At 72.4% G+C, this 14,561-nt stretch carries 15 protein-coding genes; 4 read left to right on the top strand and 11 right to left on the bottom strand.

Translation table 11 applies throughout. The annotated features are described in order from the left end of the window. Window positions 1-72: 72 nt before the first annotated feature. A complete protein-coding gene (locus ACZ3KP_RS13205) occupies window positions 73-810 on the bottom strand; it encodes a GntR family transcriptional regulator (protein WP_358980518.1) in 738 nt (245 codons plus the stop codon). 130 nt (window positions 811-940) lie between these two features. On the opposite strand from ACZ3KP_RS13205, the gene ACZ3KP_RS13200 reads away from it, so the two are divergent. Continuing rightward, the gene (locus ACZ3KP_RS13200; protein ID WP_358980259.1) at window positions 941-1,951 is read left to right on the top strand and encodes a Gfo/Idh/MocA family protein; all 1,011 of its coding nucleotides are present in this window, start codon (window positions 941-943) and stop codon (window positions 1,949-1,951) included. Between the two features lie 10 nt (window positions 1,952-1,961). Here the strand turns inward: ACZ3KP_RS13200 and ACZ3KP_RS13195 are convergent, their stop codons facing one another. The 7 genes from ACZ3KP_RS13195 to allB all read right to left on the bottom strand — a co-directional run bounded on the left by ACZ3KP_RS13195 (window position 1,962) and on the right by allB (window position 9,303). Further along, the gene (locus tag ACZ3KP_RS13195) at window positions 1,962-3,146 is read right to left on the bottom strand and encodes a cytochrome P450 family protein (protein ID WP_467499010.1); all 1,185 of its coding nucleotides are present in this window, start codon (window positions 3,144-3,146) and stop codon (window positions 1,962-1,964) included. 98 nt (window positions 3,147-3,244) lie between these two features. After that, on the bottom strand, window positions 3,245-3,907 hold the full coding sequence (locus ACZ3KP_RS13190; protein WP_467499008.1) for a response regulator: 663 nt from the start codon (window positions 3,905-3,907) through the stop codon (window positions 3,245-3,247). A 39-nt stretch (window positions 3,908-3,946) separates the two neighbouring features. Continuing rightward, complete coding sequence (locus tag ACZ3KP_RS13185) at window positions 3,947-5,209, bottom strand: sensor histidine kinase (protein WP_467499006.1); 1,263 nt, start codon at window positions 5,207-5,209, stop codon at window positions 3,947-3,949. A 193-nt stretch (window positions 5,210-5,402) separates the two neighbouring features. After that, window positions 5,403-5,798: a ribonuclease domain-containing protein gene (locus ACZ3KP_RS13180; RefSeq protein ID WP_358980251.1), complete on the bottom strand. Its 396-nt coding sequence runs from the start codon at window positions 5,796-5,798 to the stop codon at window positions 5,403-5,405. A 114-nt stretch (window positions 5,799-5,912) separates the two neighbouring features. Beyond that, window positions 5,913-6,725: an AIM24 family protein gene (locus ACZ3KP_RS13175; RefSeq protein WP_132891445.1), complete on the bottom strand. Its 813-nt coding sequence runs from the start codon at window positions 6,723-6,725 to the stop codon at window positions 5,913-5,915. A gap of 44 nt (window positions 6,726-6,769) precedes the next feature. Further along, entirely contained in the window at window positions 6,770-7,882 is a 1,113-nt protein-coding gene (alc, locus tag ACZ3KP_RS13170) for an allantoicase (protein WP_467499003.1), read from the bottom strand. An 80-nt stretch (window positions 7,883-7,962) separates the two neighbouring features. Continuing rightward, complete coding sequence (gene allB / locus ACZ3KP_RS13165) at window positions 7,963-9,303, bottom strand: allantoinase AllB (RefSeq protein WP_467499001.1); 1,341 nt, start codon at window positions 9,301-9,303, stop codon at window positions 7,963-7,965. A 272-nt stretch (window positions 9,304-9,575) separates the two neighbouring features. On the opposite strand from allB, the gene ACZ3KP_RS13160 reads away from it, so the two are divergent. Then, window positions 9,576-10,367: an IclR family transcriptional regulator gene (locus ACZ3KP_RS13160; RefSeq protein WP_467498999.1), complete on the top strand. Its 792-nt coding sequence runs from the start codon at window positions 9,576-9,578 to the stop codon at window positions 10,365-10,367. Window positions 10,368-10,429: 62 nt separating this feature from the next. Here the strand turns inward: ACZ3KP_RS13160 and ACZ3KP_RS13155 are convergent, their stop codons facing one another. Beyond that, window positions 10,430-10,744 (bottom strand): DUF5955 family protein, encoded by a 315-nt coding sequence (locus ACZ3KP_RS13155; protein ID WP_467498997.1) that lies wholly within the window; start codon window positions 10,742-10,744, stop codon window positions 10,430-10,432. A gap of 153 nt (window positions 10,745-10,897) precedes the next feature. On the opposite strand from ACZ3KP_RS13155, the gene ACZ3KP_RS13150 reads away from it, so the two are divergent. Next, the gene (locus tag ACZ3KP_RS13150) at window positions 10,898-11,497 is read left to right on the top strand and encodes a nucleotidyltransferase family protein (protein WP_467498995.1); all 600 of its coding nucleotides are present in this window, start codon (window positions 10,898-10,900) and stop codon (window positions 11,495-11,497) included. 184 nt (window positions 11,498-11,681) lie between these two features. Next, window positions 11,682-13,304, top strand: coding sequence for a malate synthase A (gene aceB / locus ACZ3KP_RS13145; RefSeq protein ID WP_358980239.1), 1,623 nt, complete (start codon window positions 11,682-11,684; stop codon window positions 13,302-13,304). Between the two features lie 38 nt (window positions 13,305-13,342). Here the strand turns inward: aceB and ACZ3KP_RS13140 are convergent, their stop codons facing one another. Beyond that, the gene (locus ACZ3KP_RS13140; RefSeq protein ID WP_358980237.1) at window positions 13,343-13,624 is read right to left on the bottom strand and encodes an Rdx family protein; all 282 of its coding nucleotides are present in this window, start codon (window positions 13,622-13,624) and stop codon (window positions 13,343-13,345) included. Continuing rightward, complete coding sequence (locus ACZ3KP_RS13135; RefSeq protein WP_467498992.1) at window positions 13,621-14,526, bottom strand: HipA family kinase; 906 nt, start codon at window positions 14,524-14,526, stop codon at window positions 13,621-13,623. Before ACZ3KP_RS13135 ends, ACZ3KP_RS13140 begins: the two co-directional genes overlap by 4 nt. Window positions 14,527-14,561: the final 35 nt, after the last annotated feature.

Below are 14,561 nucleotides of genomic sequence, written 5' to 3'. Positions count from 1 at the left end.
GCGACCGCCCGTCGCCGTCCGCCATCTCACGGTCACATTGTCCGGACATTATGACCATCGAGCGGGCGGTGCTCAGGACCGTACGAGCAGCTGGAACTCGAAGGAGTAGCGGGTCGGCCGGTAGATGTGGTCGCCGAACTCGACGGCGCGGCCGGTGTCGTCGTAGGTGGTGCGCTGCATGGTGAGCAGCGGGGCGCCCTCCGGTTCGGCGAGCCGCTCGCCCTCGACGGCGGCCGCGCCGCGCGCGCCGATGGACTGGCGGGCGCTGTGCAGGGTGATCCCGGCGGCCCGCATCAGCCGGTAGAGGCCGGTCGCCTCCAACTGCCCGGTGTCCAGGTCCAGCAGGCCGGGCGGCAGGTAGTTGGTGAGGTACGCCATCGGCTCGCCGTGCGCCAGCCGCAGCCGTTCGATGCGCCGCACCTCGGTGCCCTCGGCGACCCCGAGCGCGGCCGCGACCTCGGCGGAGGCCGTGACGACGGTGTTGACCAGGACCTTGGTGGCGGGGCGCTGGCCGGCCGACTCCAGGTCGTCGTAGAGGCTGCTGAGCTCCAGGGGGCGTTTGACCTGGCTGTGCACGACCTGGGTGCCGACGCCCCGGCGGCGGACCAGGAGGCCCTTGTCGACGAGGGACTGGATGGCCTGCCGGACCGTCGGGCGGGACAGGCCGAGCCGTGCGGCCAGCTCGATCTCGTTGCCCAGCAGGCTGCCGGGGGTGAGCGAGCCGTGCTCGATGGCCGCCTCCAGCTGCTGGGCCAGCTGGAAGTACAACGGGACCGGGGAGCTCCGGTCCACACGGAGGTCGAGCGTCACGGTCGGGTCCACATCTGGTTTCGGCACGGGCCCGAGCGTATCCCCGTGACGGGTTGACGGGAAGTTGTGTAGTTCGATTGTCCGGACATATGGATTGACAGCGCGCGGGGTGCACCAGCACCTTGTTCCCATGCGCATCGGGGTCATCGGTACGGGCCGCCTAGGCACCATCCACGCGAACACGCTCAGCCGCAATCGCGAGGTCGGGTCGCTGATCCTCACGGACGTGGATCCGGCGCGGGCCCAGGATCTGGCACACCGCCTCGGGGAGACGGCGGCACCCGGGACCGACGAGATCTTCAAGTGGGGCGTGGACGCCGTGGTGATCACCACGGCGACCTCGGCCCACGCCGAACTGATCGGTCGGGCAGCACGCTCCGGACTCCCGGTCTTCTGCGAGAAGCCGATCGCCCTCGACCTGCCGGGCACCCTGCACGCCCTCGCCGAGGTGGAGCGGGCCGGTACGGTCCTGCAGATGGGCTTCCAGCGGCGCTTCGACGCCGGGTACGCGGGCGCCCGGGAGGCGGTGCGCTCGGGACGGCTCGGGCGGCTGCACACGGTACGGGCGCTGACCTCCGACCAGTCGCCGCCGCCGCCCGAGTGGCTGCCGCTGTCGGGCGGGCTGTTCCGGGACACGCTGATCCACGACTTCGACATGCTGCGCTGGGTGACCGGCCGGGAGGTCGTGGACGTGTACGCGACCGGCTCGGACGCGGGACCCGCGATGTTCCGCGAGGCCGGTGACGTGGACACCGGTTCGGCGCTGCTCACCCTGGACGACGGCACGCTGGCCACGGCCACCGCGACCCGGCTGAACGGCGCCGGGTACGACGTGCGGATGGAGCTGGCCGGGGAGCGGGACACCGTGGTGGTCGGGCTGGACGACCGTACGCCGGTGGCCTCGACCGAGCCGACCGGGCCGCCGCCCGCGGACAAGCCCTGGCCGGGTTTCCTGGAGCGGTTCGGGCCCGCCTACGAGGCCGAGCTGTGCGCCTTCGTCGACGTGGTGCGCGGCACGCGGGACAACCCCTGCGACGGGCGCGAGGCGCTCCAGGCGCTGCGGGTCGCGGAGGCCTGCGAGGTGTCCCGGCGCGAGCGGAGGCCGGTGGCGCTCGCGGAGATCCCGGACCGGCTCGGCTGACCGCCGTCGCCTACCAGCGGACGGGCAGCCGCCGCACCCCTCTCATCAGCGTCCCGGGCAGCCACTCCCCCGGCTGCCCGTCCAGCGCCAGGTCCGGGGCCCGCTCCAGCAGGGAGCGCAGGGCGATGCGGCCCTCCAGGCGGGCCAGGGGTGCGCCCAGGCAGTAGTGGATGCCGTGGCCGAAGGCGAGGTGGCCGCGGCTGTCCCGGCGGATGTCGAAGCGGTCCGGCTCGGCGTAACGGGCGCCGTCGCGGTCGGCGGCGGTCAGGCCGATCATCACCGGGTCGCCCGGGGCGATGGCGGTGCCGGCGATCTCCAGGGGCTCGGCGGCGTACCGGTACGTCGCGTTCTCCACCGGCCCCTCCCAGCGCAGGATCTCCTCGACCGCGCCGTCCAGGAGGGTCATGTCGGCGCGCAGGGCGGCGAGTTGGTCCGGGTGGCTGAGCAGTGCGAGGACGCCGTTGCCGATCAGGTTGACGGTGGTCTCGTGGCCGGCGATCAGCAGCACGAAGGCCATGCCGCGCAGTTCGCCGACGGAGAGCCGGTCGCCGTCCTCGGCGGTGGTCCGCAGCAGGTCGCTGAGCAGGTCTCCGCTCGGGCCCGCGCACCGCTTGTCCTCGATCAGCTCCGCCAGGTAGTCGGCGAGCGCGGTGAACGCGTCGTGCTCGCTGCCCGGGCGGCTGGACGTGACCGCCTCGTTGGAGAGCTTGCGGAAGCGGGCGCGGTCCAGTTCGGGGACGCCGAGCAGCTCGCTGATCACCGTGATGGGCAGCGGGTAGGCGAGGGCGTCGAGGAGGTCGGCGTGGCCGCGCGGCAGCATCTCGTCCAGCAGCCGGTCGGTGATCTCCTGGATCCTCGGCTCCAGTCCGGCCACCCGGCGGGCGGTGAACGCGCGGGTGACGAGGGAGCGCAGCCGGGTGTGCTGCGGCGGGTCCGCGGCCAGCAGGTGCTTGCCGATCAGTTCCTCGTCGAGGAACGTGAAGCCGGTTTTCGCGGTGTCCTTGGCCAGTCCCGGGTCGGCGAGCGCGGCGCGCGCCTCCTCGTACCCCACGACCAGCCAGGTCTCGTGGTACTGCCCTTCGGGCAGCGGCCACCGCACCCGGTGCACCGGGCCGCGTGCGCGCAGCCGCGCATACACGGTGTGCGGGTCCGTGCGCAACGTCTCGCCGTACTGACCGAGGTCGGTCACCTGCATGTCGTCGCTCCCCCTTCAGGCGGTCCCCGAGGCCGTCCCGTACCGGGAGAACGCGCGGGGCTCCCGGTTGGTGCCCCTGCTCCTCCTCTCCTGTTCCGCTACTCCTCCAGCAGCCCCGCGTCGTACGCCAGCAGGGCGATCTGGACGCGGTTGTTCAGACCGAGCTTGGCCAGGATGCGGGAGACATGGGTCTTGACGGTCGCGACGCTCATGAAGAGACCGGTGGCGATCTCGGCGTTGGCGAGGCCCCGGCCGACCGAGACGGCGACCTCGCGCTCGCGGTCGTTGAGGACGGTGAGCCTGGCACGCGCGCGTGCCTGCCGGGTGTCGGCCTGGGAGGCGGCCGCGTGCCGCATCAGCTGCCGGGTGACGGCGGGCGACAGCACGGGGTCGCCGGCCGCGACCCGGCGCACCGCGTCGACGATCAGGGCGGGCGGGGTGTCCTTGAGGACGAACCCGGCGGCTCCGGCGCGCAGGGCGTGCAGCACCTGTGCGTCGGCGTGGAAGGTGGTCAGGACGACGACCTGCGGGGCGTCGGCACGCGCGCGCAGCCGCTCGGTGGCGGTGAGCCCGTCCACGCCCGGCATCCGGATGTCCATCAGGACGACGTCGGGCCGGGTGCGGTCGACGAGCGCCTCGACCTCGTCGCCGTCGGCACCCTCTCCGACGATCTCGATGTCCTCGGCCCCGCCGATCATGAGGGCCAGCCCCGCCCGCACCAGCGGGTCGTCGTCCACGAGCAGCAGTCTGATCACGGTCATGGTCCCCAACCAATCACGCGGCACCCCGCCACCGGGTCGTCACGCGATGGTCCGGGCGGCGGCCCAGGGCAGCCAGGCCCGTAGCTCGAAGCCGCCGGCGCCGGTGGTCCGGTGCTCCAGCCGGCCGCCGGCCAGCACCGCGCGTTCGGTCAGCCCGATCAGGCCCTGGCCGGAACCGGGCACCGGCGGCGCCTCGGCCTCGGGGGCGGGGTTGTGCACCGTGATGTCCAGGCCGTCGCCGGGGGCGCCGGTGACACGGACGGTGACCTCGGCGCCGGGAGCGTGCTTGCGGGCGTTGGTGAGGCCCTCCTGGGCGATGCGGTAGGCGGTGCGGCCGACGGCCGCCGGTACGGCCGCCGGGTCGTCCACCCGGTTGTCCAGGGTGACCTTCATGCCGGCCCGGCGGGACTCGGCGACGAGCGCGTCCAGAGCGGCGAGCGTCGGCTGCGGGCGGCCGCCGGCCTCGTCGCCGTCCGCCGCGCGCAGCACACCGATGATCTCGCGCAGGTCCTGGAGGGCCTCGTGGGAGCTCTCCCGGATGACACCGGCCGCACGGGCGATCTCCTCCCGGGGCGCGTCGGGCCGGAACTCCAGGGCACCGGCGTGCACGCTGAGCAGGGTGAGCCGGTGAGCGAGCACGTCGTGCATCTCGCGGGCGATCGCCTCCCGGGCCAGCCGCTGGGCCCGCTCGACACGCAGTCCTGCCTCGGTCTCGGCGCGCCGGGCCCGGTCCCGCAGGGTCAGCATGAGCTGCCGTTTGGTGCGGACGAACAGCCCGAGGCAGGCCACCAGGAGGGTCAGCAGCGCGGCGAGCACCACGACCACGAGGTAGGGCAGGTCGGGATCGGGGCGAAGCCAGTAGAAGAGCGGGACCAGGGCCAGGTTGACGACGGTGATCCAGGCCAGGTACCGGAAGGGGCGGTGCACGGCCAGCGTGAACAGGGCGACCATGGAGGCACCGCCCGCGGTGGCGGAGACGAAGCTGACCGGGACCATCGCCAGGGCCAGGCCGAGCGGCCGACGGCGGCGCAGCCAGACGGCGCAGCAGGCGAGGCCGCCGATCAGCTGGTCGGCGACGGCGAAGGCGTGCGGGAGGTCCGTCTCGTGCCGGACCGTCTGCGCGCCGGCCGCGCCCACGAGGACGGCCAGCAGGAAGCAGCTGGAGTCGACGAGCCAGTCCCGCGCGGTACGGCGGGGGCGCCGTCCGCGGGCGTCGGGGTCGGGGTCGAGTTCGTGCAGCACGGAGGACGGGAAGAGCCACCGCCTGCCCTCGAACGTGCGTACTGGGATGTCACCGCTCACGGTCGGCAAATCTACGCAGGACCGGCCGGCGGGGCCGCCCCCTGCGCGGGATCGTCGACCAAAGTCGGACGCGCGTGGACTTTCGGTGCGCCACGCGCGCGTGCGTGCGGCCTTGTGGCGGACGCGGCTCGCCCCGCGGCCGATGACATGGGGGGAGGCCGCGGGGCGAGGGTGGTGCCGGGTGAGGAGGGACTCAGCAGTCGAAGTCGATCAGGTCGAACGTGGCGTAGTGGTCCGCCGTGTAGTAGTCCTCCTGGCTCTCCTCACCGGTCACGATGCGTCGTGCGCCGCGCGTGGAGGAGCCGGGGGTCTTCACCGTGTACTCGTGGTAATAGCCGCTGGGCTGACTCGGCAGCACGCGCTCCGAGTTGCGGAAGACGACCCCGTCCTGCGAGTACGGGAACGGGCCGTCCGACGCGATCAGGTCCAGCGTGTCGTAGGCCTGCGAGGGCAGGTCGCCGTAGCAGATGCTGCCGACCGAGGTGGCGGCGGCGTCCGCCGTGGTGGCGGTGACGGTACCGCCGACGAGGAGGGCGGACAGCAGGGCGCCGGCAGCGCCGATTCGGGTGATGCGTGGGGGGAATCTCATGGCTCCATGATGACGCGCGTAGACGATGGCATGTCAATGACAACTCCGCAGAATTTCCCATCAAGTCCCGTTCGTTTTCACGGAGTTAACCTGGCTCGCGCCGCCGTCAGACCCTCATCCCGCGTGCGTGGAGAACAGCCCGCCGGTCGGGCCCTGCTTGTCACCGCCCTGTGCCTTCTTCAGGGCGTTGGCGAGGCTCTCGATGGTCAGGGACTGGAGGATCACCCGGCCGTTGCCCTCCAGGGTGGCCAGGGAGAGGCCCTCGCCGCCGAAGACGGCGTTCATGAGGCCCTGGCGGTTGAGTCCGCCGACGCGCTGGACGCCGTACTGGATGCCCTCCTCGAAGGCGACGACGCAGCCCGTGTCGACCTCGATGCGGCCGCCGAAGTCGGCGGGGTTGAGGTCGATGAAGTTCCCGGCGCCGGCGATGATCACCGTGCCGCGGCCGGTGAACTTCTCCAGGACGAAGCCCTCGCCGCCGCTCATGCCGGTGCGGCCGCCCGCGAAGGCGATGCCGAACTCCACGGTGGACTCGGCGGCGACGAAGGCGTCCTTCTCCGCGAACCACGCGCGCGTGCCGTCGAGTTCCAGGGCGCGCATCTCGCCGGGGAGCACGCCCGCGAAGCCGACGGTGCCCTCGCCGCCCTGGGAGGTGAAGTACTGGAACGCCAGGGACTCGCCGGCGAGCATGCGCTGGCCGACCTGCATGGCGGTGCCCATGGCCTGGCGCAGCATGCCGCCCATGCCGCCGCCACCGCCCTGCGGTTGGCCGCCGTTGCCCGACGGGCCGCTGAGCCGCGTCTCCATGGTCACGTTCGTCGTCTTGAACAGGAACTTGCCGGCCTCGCAGTAGACGGTCTGGCCGGGATGCAGGTTGACGACCGCCATCTGCATGGCGTTGCCGACGATCTCTTGCTGAAGGGTCACGGGAGAAGAACGTAGCCGACGGACCCCCGGTTCCCTCCGGCCGGTCAGGAAAGTTCGCGGTACCGGACGGAGAGCGCCGCCGCTCCGGCCTCCGTCGGGGACCCGAACAACCGCAGCCGCGAGATGCCGCCGTCCGGGAAGATGTCCACGCGCGCGTGCGTTCCGACGGCGGGCGAAGCCAGTACGAACCGGTGGTTGGTGTCGGGCTGGAGGCGGGTGCGCGGGAGGATCTCCGCCCACTCGCCGTCCTCGCCGTCCTTCACCGACACCGACGCCCAGCCCGCGCTGTTGCCCTTCAGGTACGCCGTGTCGATCTCCAGGGCGCGGATCTGGGAGTGGGTCACCAGCCGGTAGCGGATCCAGTCGTGGCCCCGGTCGCGGCGGCGACGCGTCTCCCAGCCGTCGTCCATCTTGCGGGAACGGCCCGGCTGGATGGTGTTGGTGGCCGGCGAGTAGAAGAGGTTCGAGGCGTCCTCGACCCGGCCGCCGTTCTCCAGGGCCACCACGTCGAAGGTGCCCAGCGCCGCCAGCCAGAGCGGGTCGGGTACGACCTCGCCGTACACGCGCAGGCGTGCGATGCCGCCGTCGGGGTGCTGGTTCACCCGCAGGTGCGTGAAGCGCTGCTCCAGGGACACCGCGAAGCCGTTCGCCGCGTGGCCGCCCACCGGCGTGCGGGGCACCAGGGTGGTCCACTTCACGTCGGCGCCGAGGAGTTCGTCCGGTGCCGGCGAGCCGGCGGCCGACGTGCCCTCGACGGACACCGCCTGCGGGTAGTTCCCGCGGAAGTGGGCCGTGTCGACGACGATCCCGCGGACGACGCCGGGGGCCCCGAGGCGTACCAGCGCCCAGTCGTGGTCCTCGTCCGTCGGCCAGGGGTGCTCGGCCGAGACGCCGCGCCGGCGACGCGTCTCCCAGCCGTCCATGATCTTGCCTTTGTGCCCGAAGTGCTCGGGGTCGAACTCGGCACGCCCGGCCACCAGCAGGTTCTCCCGCTGGGCGAAGAACTCGTCGTTGGCGGCGATGACCCCGGCGCCGAGCTGCCGTCCGGCGAGGTTGACGTACTGGGTGAAGGGGAAGTCGGCGGTGCGGTAGTCCGCGTACGGGTCGCCGCCGGAGTAGGGGTGCGCGTCGCCGGTGAAGGTCGGGATCGCCGTCAAAGAAGGTCTTCCTTTCGGGGTCGGCCGGTGCGGGTGCGGAAGAGGGCGGAGCGGCGTAGGTGCCGGGAGCGGGCGGAAGGTCAGGGAGTACGGGTGAGGAGCCGGCCCCGCGGGGCCGTGAACGCGCCGTCCGCGACGATGCGTTCGCCGCGCAGCCAGGTGGACTTCACGACCCCGTACAGGGTCTTGCCCGCGTACGCGGTGACGCGGTTGCGGTGCTGGAGTCCGGCCGGGTCCACGGTGAAGGTCCGGTCGGGCGCGAGGACCGCGAAGTCGGCGTCCCGGCCCACCGCAATGGCGCCCTTGCGGCCGTCGAGTCCGACGAGCGCCGCCGTTCGCGCGGACATCCAGCGGACCACGTCCTCAAGACCGTGGCCGCGCCCGCGGGCCTCGGTCCACACCGCGGCGAGGCTGAGCTGGAGGCCGGAGATGCCGCCCCAGGCGGTCGCGAAGTCGGCGGTCTTCAGGTCGGCCGTGGACGGTGAGTGGTCGGTGACCACGCAGTCGATCGTGCCGTCGGCGAGCGCCTGCCAGAGCAGGTCCTGGTTGGCCGCCTCCCGGATCGGCGGGCAGCACTTGAACTCGCTGGCGCCGTCCGGGACCTCCTCCGCGGTGAGGGTGAGGTAGTGCGGGCAGGTCTCGACGGTGATCCGCACCCCCTCCCGCTTGGCCTCGGCGATCAGCGGCAGGGCGTCGGAGGAGGACAGGTGCAGGACGTGCACGCGCGCGTCGAGGCGTTTCGCCTGCGCGATCAGCTGGGCGATCGCCGTGTCCTCCGCGTCGCGCGGGCGGGAGGCCAGGAAGTCGGCGTACTTCGGGCCGCCGTGCTGCGGGGCGGCCGCCAGGTGGCGCGGGTCCTCCGCGTGCACGATCAGCAGTCCGCCGAACGAGGTGATCTCCGCCAGCGACCGGGCGAGCCGCTCCTGGTCGAGGTGCGGGAACTCGTCGACACCGGAGGGTGACAGGAACGCCTTGAAGCCGAAGACGCCGGCCTCGTGGAGCGGACGCAGGTCCTTGACGTTGTCCGGCAGCGCGCCGCCCCAGAAGCCGACGTCGACGTGCGCCTTGTCGGCCGCGACCGCCTGCTTGACCCGGAGGTGGTCGACCGTGGTGGTCGGCGGGAGGGAGTTGAGCGGCATGTCGACCAGGGTGGTGATGCCGCCGGCCGCCGCCGCGCGCGTGGCGGTCCAGAAGCCCTCCCACTCGGTGCGGCCCGGGTCGTTGACGTGGACGTGGGTGTCGACCAGACCGGGCAGCAGGACGTCGTCGCCGAGGTCCTCCAGGCGGGCGCCCCGCGGGAGCGGAGCGTCGTACGGCAGTACGGCGGTGATCGTCCCGGCGGACACCGCGACCGCGGCGGGCCGTGTCCCCTCCGGGGTGATGACGCGCGTCGAGCGCAGCACCAGTTCAGCGTCGGACACCCGGACCCCTCTCTCTGCCGCCGTTTTACTTCCGGGAAACGGGATTCACACCCACGTAACGGAATTCAACGTTCTGTTGAAGGAGTCTTCACTCCCGCTCCCCCGCCGTCAAGGGCCCCCACTCTCCGGCGCCCCCCGCGCGCCCACTCTGGACCTTTCCACAAAGCGGAATTATGATTTCAACAGGCAGAACGTAGCTACGTACGACCGGGGAGTCAACCGGCCGCCGGGTAGGCTTCAGCTCTTCCCGTCAGCCTCGAAAGGAACGCGCCGTGCCGACGTCCAGCGCCAGCGCCCACGACTCCGCCAAGTCCAACGGCGGCGGGGTCCAGTCCCTCGAGCGCGCCTTCGATCTGCTGGAGCGGATGGCGGACGCGGGCGGCGAGGTCGGCCTGAGCGAGCTGTCCGCGAGCAGCGGGCTGCCGTTGCCGACGATCCACCGGCTGATGCGGACACTGGTCGCCTGCGGGTACGTACGGCAGCAGCCGAACCGGCGGTACGCGCTCGGCCCCCGGCTGATCCGGCTCGGCGAGTCGGCGTCGCGGCTGCTGGGCACGTGGGCGCGGCCGTACCTGGCGCGGCTGGTCGAGGAGACCGGGGAGACGGCGAACATGGCGCTGCTCGACGGGGACGAGATCGTGTACGTCGCACAGGTGCCGTCCAAGCACTCGATGCGGATGTTCACGGAGGTCGGGCGGCGGGTGCTGCCGCACTCGACCGGGGTGGGCAAGGCGCTGCTCGCGGGGGTGCCGGACGCGGAGGTGCGGGCGCTGCTCGCGCGCACCGGGATGCCGGCGGCGACCGAGAAGACGATCACCACCGCGGAGGGGTTCCTGGCGGCCCTGGCCGAGGTGCGGCGGCTCGGGTACGCCGTGGACGACAACGAGCAGGAGGTCGGGGTGCGGTGCCTGGCGGTGTCGGTGCCCGACTCGCCGACCGCTGCGGCGATCTCGATCTCCGGGCCCGCGGGGCGGGTGACGGAGGCGGCCACCGAGAGGATCGTGCCGGTGCTGCAGCAGGTGGCCGTCGAACTGTCCCGGGCGCTGGCGAGTTCGGGCGCCTGAGCACCGGGCACCGCCGCACCGTCCGCGGGTGCGGGGCGGACGGGACCGCCCCGACGGGACGCTCAGGCGCGCGGCGTCTCGCCGAACAGGTCCACCGCCCGGCGTACGCCCGACAGGCCCGGCGCCAACGCGCTCACCGAGCCGATCGCGCCGGCGATCAGTAACAGGGAACGGCGCAGGCGCGGGATCTCCGGGATGCCGCCCGTGGCCATCGCGGCCAGCGCCGCCAGTTCGTCCTCGGCTATCGCACGGTCCGGGAACTCGGCCGGGTGCGCGGCCAGTTCGCGGCGCAGCCTGGACACCGCCGCGCGTAGTTCCGTGATCCTCGGATCCTCGTCGCTGCCGGTCACCGGCCTCTGCCCCAAGCTCCGCAACACAGCTCCCCCCTCGCCAGGTGCCCCGCGGCACTGATCGAGCGCCCCGGGACGCGGGTCAGTAAACGCCCTCCCGCCGGGAAAGCGCTACAGCGCGGACCGAAATTCAGCCCTGCGGAGCCCGCTCGGCGAGCCGTCGTCGGGTATGCAGGACCCATGACCGACACGCATCGACGGATCGCCGCACTGCTGCTCGCCGCCGGCGGTGGCAGACGGCTCGGCGGGCGGCCCAAGGCGCTCCTGACGTACCGGGGACGGCCACTGGTGGAGTACGCGGCCGGGGAGCTGCGGGCGGGCGGCTGCGGGCCGGTCCACGTGGTGCTGGGGGCCGGTGCGCACGACGTGCGGGAGCGGGCGGCGCTCGACGACTGCGTGGTGGTGGAGAACCCCGGCTGGGCCGAGGGCATGGGGTCCTCGCTGCGGGTGGGGCTGGAGTCGCTCGCAGGGACCGGGGCACCGGCCGTCCTGGTGGCGCTGGTGGACCAGCCGGGGATCGGGGCGGCGGCGGTGGCGCGGGTCGTCGCCGGCTTCCGGGACGAGTCGTCGCTGGTGTCGGCCGCCTATCACGGGGTGCGCGGGCATCCCGTGCTGCTCGGCGCCCGGCACTGGGCCGGGATCGCGGCGAGCGCGACCGGGGACCGGGGCGCCCGCGCCTACCTCCGGGCACACGAGGCGGCGATCACGCTCATCGAGTGCGGGGACGTCGCCGAGCCGCACGACATCGACACCGAGGCCGACCTGATCCACCTGGAGTGAACGGGGCGGCACCGAGCGCCACCCTCCCTCGACACAGAGAATCTCGACGTCAACAAACCATTGAACTTCCACGATGAGGAAACTAGTATCCACTGTCCAGAAGCTCCCGTGCCCCCGCGCGGGCATGCTTCGCTCCACCGGAACGACTGGCACCCGGTGCCACCGCTGAAGGAAGTGACAGCTCATGTCCGCACCAGCGCCGTCTGGGCCGGCCATCGTCGACGCCGAGCCCCTGCCCCGGCAGGAGGAGGTCCTCACCGACGCGGCGCTCGCCTTCGTGGCCGAACTGCACCGGCGGTTCTCGCCGCGCCGCGCCGAACTCCTCGCCCGCCGCGCCGAGCGCCGCGCCGAGATCGCCCGCACCTCGACCCTCGACTTCCTCCCCGAGACCGCGGCGATCCGCGCCGACGACTCCTGGCGGGTGGCCCCCTCCCCCGCGGCCCTCGACGACCGGCGGGTGGAGATCACCGGCCCCACCGACCGCAAGATGACCATCAACGCCCTCAACTCGGGCGCCCGGATCTGGCTCGCGGACTTCGAGGACGCCTCCGCGCCCACCTGGGAGAACGTCGTCCTGGGGCAGCTGAACCTGATCGACGCCTACACCCGGAACATCGACTTCACGGACCCGGCGAGCGGCAAGTCGTACGCCCTGCGGCCGAACGAGGAGCTGGCGACGGTCGTCATGCGGCCGCGCGGCTGGCACCTGAACGAGCGGCACATCGAGGTCGACGGCGAGCAGGTGCCCGGCGCCTTCGTCGACTTCGGGCTCTACTTCTTCCACAACGCGCGGCGGCTGCTCGACCTCGGCAAGGGGCCCTACTTCTACCTCCCGAAGACCGAGTCGCACCTCGAAGCCCGGCTGTGGAACGACGTGTTCGTGTTCGCCCAGGACCACCTCGGCATCCCGCAGGGCACCGTCCGCGCCACCGTGCTGATCGAGACGATCACCGCCGCGTACGAGATGGAGGAGATCCTCTGGGAACTGCGCGACCACGCCTCGGGGTTGAACGCGGGACGCTGGGACTACCTGTTCTCCATCATCAAGAACTTCCGTGACGGCGGGCCGAAGTTCGTCCTGCCGGACCGCAACGCCGTGACGATGACCGCCCCGTTCATGCGGGCGTACACCGAACTCCTCGTCCGCACCTGCCACAAGCGCGGTGCGCACGCGATCGGCGGCATGGCGGCGTTCATCCCGTCCCGCCGGGACGCCGAAGTCAACAAGGTGGCCTTCGAGAAGGTCCGCGCCGACAAGGACCGCGAGGCGAACGACGGCTTCGACGGCTCCTGGGTCGCCCACCCCGACCTGGTCCCGATCGCCCTGGAGTCCTTCGACCGGGTGCTCGGCGACCGGCCGAACCAGAAGGACCGGCTGCGCGAGGACGTCCAGGTGGCGGCGGCCGACCTGATCGCCGTCGACTCGCTGGAGGCCAGGCCGACCTACGCCGGTCTGGTCAACGCCGTGCAGGTGGGCATCCGTTACATCGAGGCGTGGCTGCGCGGCCTGGGCGCGGTGGCCATCTTCAACCTCATGGAGGACGCGGCCACCGCCGAGATCTCCCGCTCGCAGATCTGGCAGTGGATCAACGCGGGCGTCGAGTTCGAGAACGGCGAGCGGGCCACCCCGGAGCTGGCCCGCAAGGTCGCCGCCGAGGAACTCGCCGCCGTCCGCGAGGAGATCGGCGAGGAGGCCTTCGCGGCCGGGCACTGGCAGCAGGCCCACGACCTGCTGCTCCAGGTCTCGCTCGACGAGGACTACGCGGACTTCCTGACGCTTCCCGCCTACCAGCAGCTCCGCGGCTAGAAGGCTCGACGCGCCCTGGTGGCGCGAGAGACGCGGTTCTAGGCCGGGGTGTCCGAGTGGCCCAGGGACCTTCCCGGGGCCACTCGGTCACGTACCGCCTGCTTCACCGCCGTGGGTTCGGGGAAGCCCTGTTCGCGCCGGTCCCACACCACCTCGTCCCCGACGCGGACGACGAAGACCCCGCCCTTGCCGGGTCTGAGCACCAGTTCGGTCAGCTCGGTCTCGAAGGTGGTCAGCAGCTCCTGCGCCAGCCAGGCCGCCCGGGGCAGCCAGCGGCACTGGGTGCAGTACTCGATCTCGACGCGTCCGTTGTCACTCATCCGAGGTGCACCGACCAATCCTGTTCCGCCGCGGGTTTCCCGTGCAGGTCGGGCACCTGCTTCAGCCAGGCCGGGCGTCCTTGCCTGGTCCTGGCCGCGCGGGCCGCCTCCTCGGAGGCGAGCTGGTCGCGGCCCGGGAAGTCGGTGGGAAGCCACCGGGCCGAGCTCCGTGCCCGTGCCAGCAGGTAACCGGCATAGGCCTCGCGCATCTCGTCCGGGGTGCCGAAGTCGGTGAGCCAGGCGTCCGGAACCTCGGCGAGGATGTCCCCGAGCAGCTGCTCGGTCACCCTGGGCGCGAGTTCGGCGTCCGCCGCCCGGGTGTCGGGGCCGTACCGGCCGAGGGCGTGGTGACGGAAGTCGTAGGCCTTGTCGGGCGTCGAGGTGTCCCAGCGGTGGTGGAAGACGAGGGCGGCACCGTGGTCGATGAGCCACAGGCGCGGCCGCGCGATGCCGAGGGCCGGCCAGACCATGAGGTTGGAGCTGTGCACCGTACGGTCGACATTGACGGTGAGCGCGTCCAACCAGACGATCCGGCCCGCCTCCAGCGGGTCCACCGGGAAGACCTCGGCGATCTCCGGGGTGAAGTCCCTGGCACCCGGCAGGAAGTCCATCCCCAGGTTCACCCCCGCGCTGGCCGCGTGCAGCTCGCGCACCTCCTGGTGCGGCTCGTGGGCGGCGATGGCGGGGTCGAAGCGCACCGTCACCAGCTCGGGGAAGCGCAGCCCGAGCGCCCGCGCCAGCTCCCCCACGATCACCTCGGCGACCAGCGCCTTGCGCCCCTGCGCCGACCCGGTGAACTTCACCACGTACGTGCCCAGGTCGTCGGCCTCGACGACTCCCGGGACGGACCCCCCGGAGTGGAGCGGCGCGAGGTAGCGGGTGGCCGTGACCTCTCTGAGCATGTCCGCCCCTCCTGTCCGGCCTGCGGCGTGAAGTG

It is taken from the genome of Streptomyces sp. NPDC020958 (assembly GCF_055562175.1).
This window is presented reverse-complemented; position numbering and strand designations above follow the sequence as displayed.

What these genes read in the sequence shown, in the direction of transcription:
- ACZ3KP_RS13200 (WP_358980259.1), top strand. Translation starts at nt 941, where the DNA reads ATGCGCATCGGGGTCATCGGTACGGGCCGCCTAGGCACCATCCACGCG.
- ACZ3KP_RS13195 (WP_467499010.1), bottom strand. Translation starts at nt 3,146, where the DNA reads ATGCAGGTGACCGACCTCGGTCAGTACGGCGAGACGTTGCGCACGGAC.
- ACZ3KP_RS13190 (WP_467499008.1), bottom strand. Translation starts at nt 3,907, where the DNA reads ATGACCGTGATCAGACTGCTGCTCGTGGACGACGACCCGCTGGTGCGG.
- ACZ3KP_RS13180 (WP_358980251.1), bottom strand. Translation starts at nt 5,798, where the DNA reads ATGAGATTCCCCCCACGCATCACCCGAATCGGCGCTGCCGGCGCCCTG.
- ACZ3KP_RS13150 (WP_467498995.1), top strand. Translation starts at nt 10,898, where the DNA reads ATGACCGACACGCATCGACGGATCGCCGCACTGCTGCTCGCCGCCGGC.
- aceB (WP_358980239.1), top strand. Translation starts at nt 11,682, where the DNA reads ATGTCCGCACCAGCGCCGTCTGGGCCGGCCATCGTCGACGCCGAGCCC.
- ACZ3KP_RS13140 (WP_358980237.1), bottom strand. Translation starts at nt 13,624, where the DNA reads ATGAGTGACAACGGACGCGTCGAGATCGAGTACTGCACCCAGTGCCGC.
- ACZ3KP_RS13135 (WP_467498992.1), bottom strand. Translation starts at nt 14,526, where the DNA reads ATGCTCAGAGAGGTCACGGCCACCCGCTACCTCGCGCCGCTCCACTCC.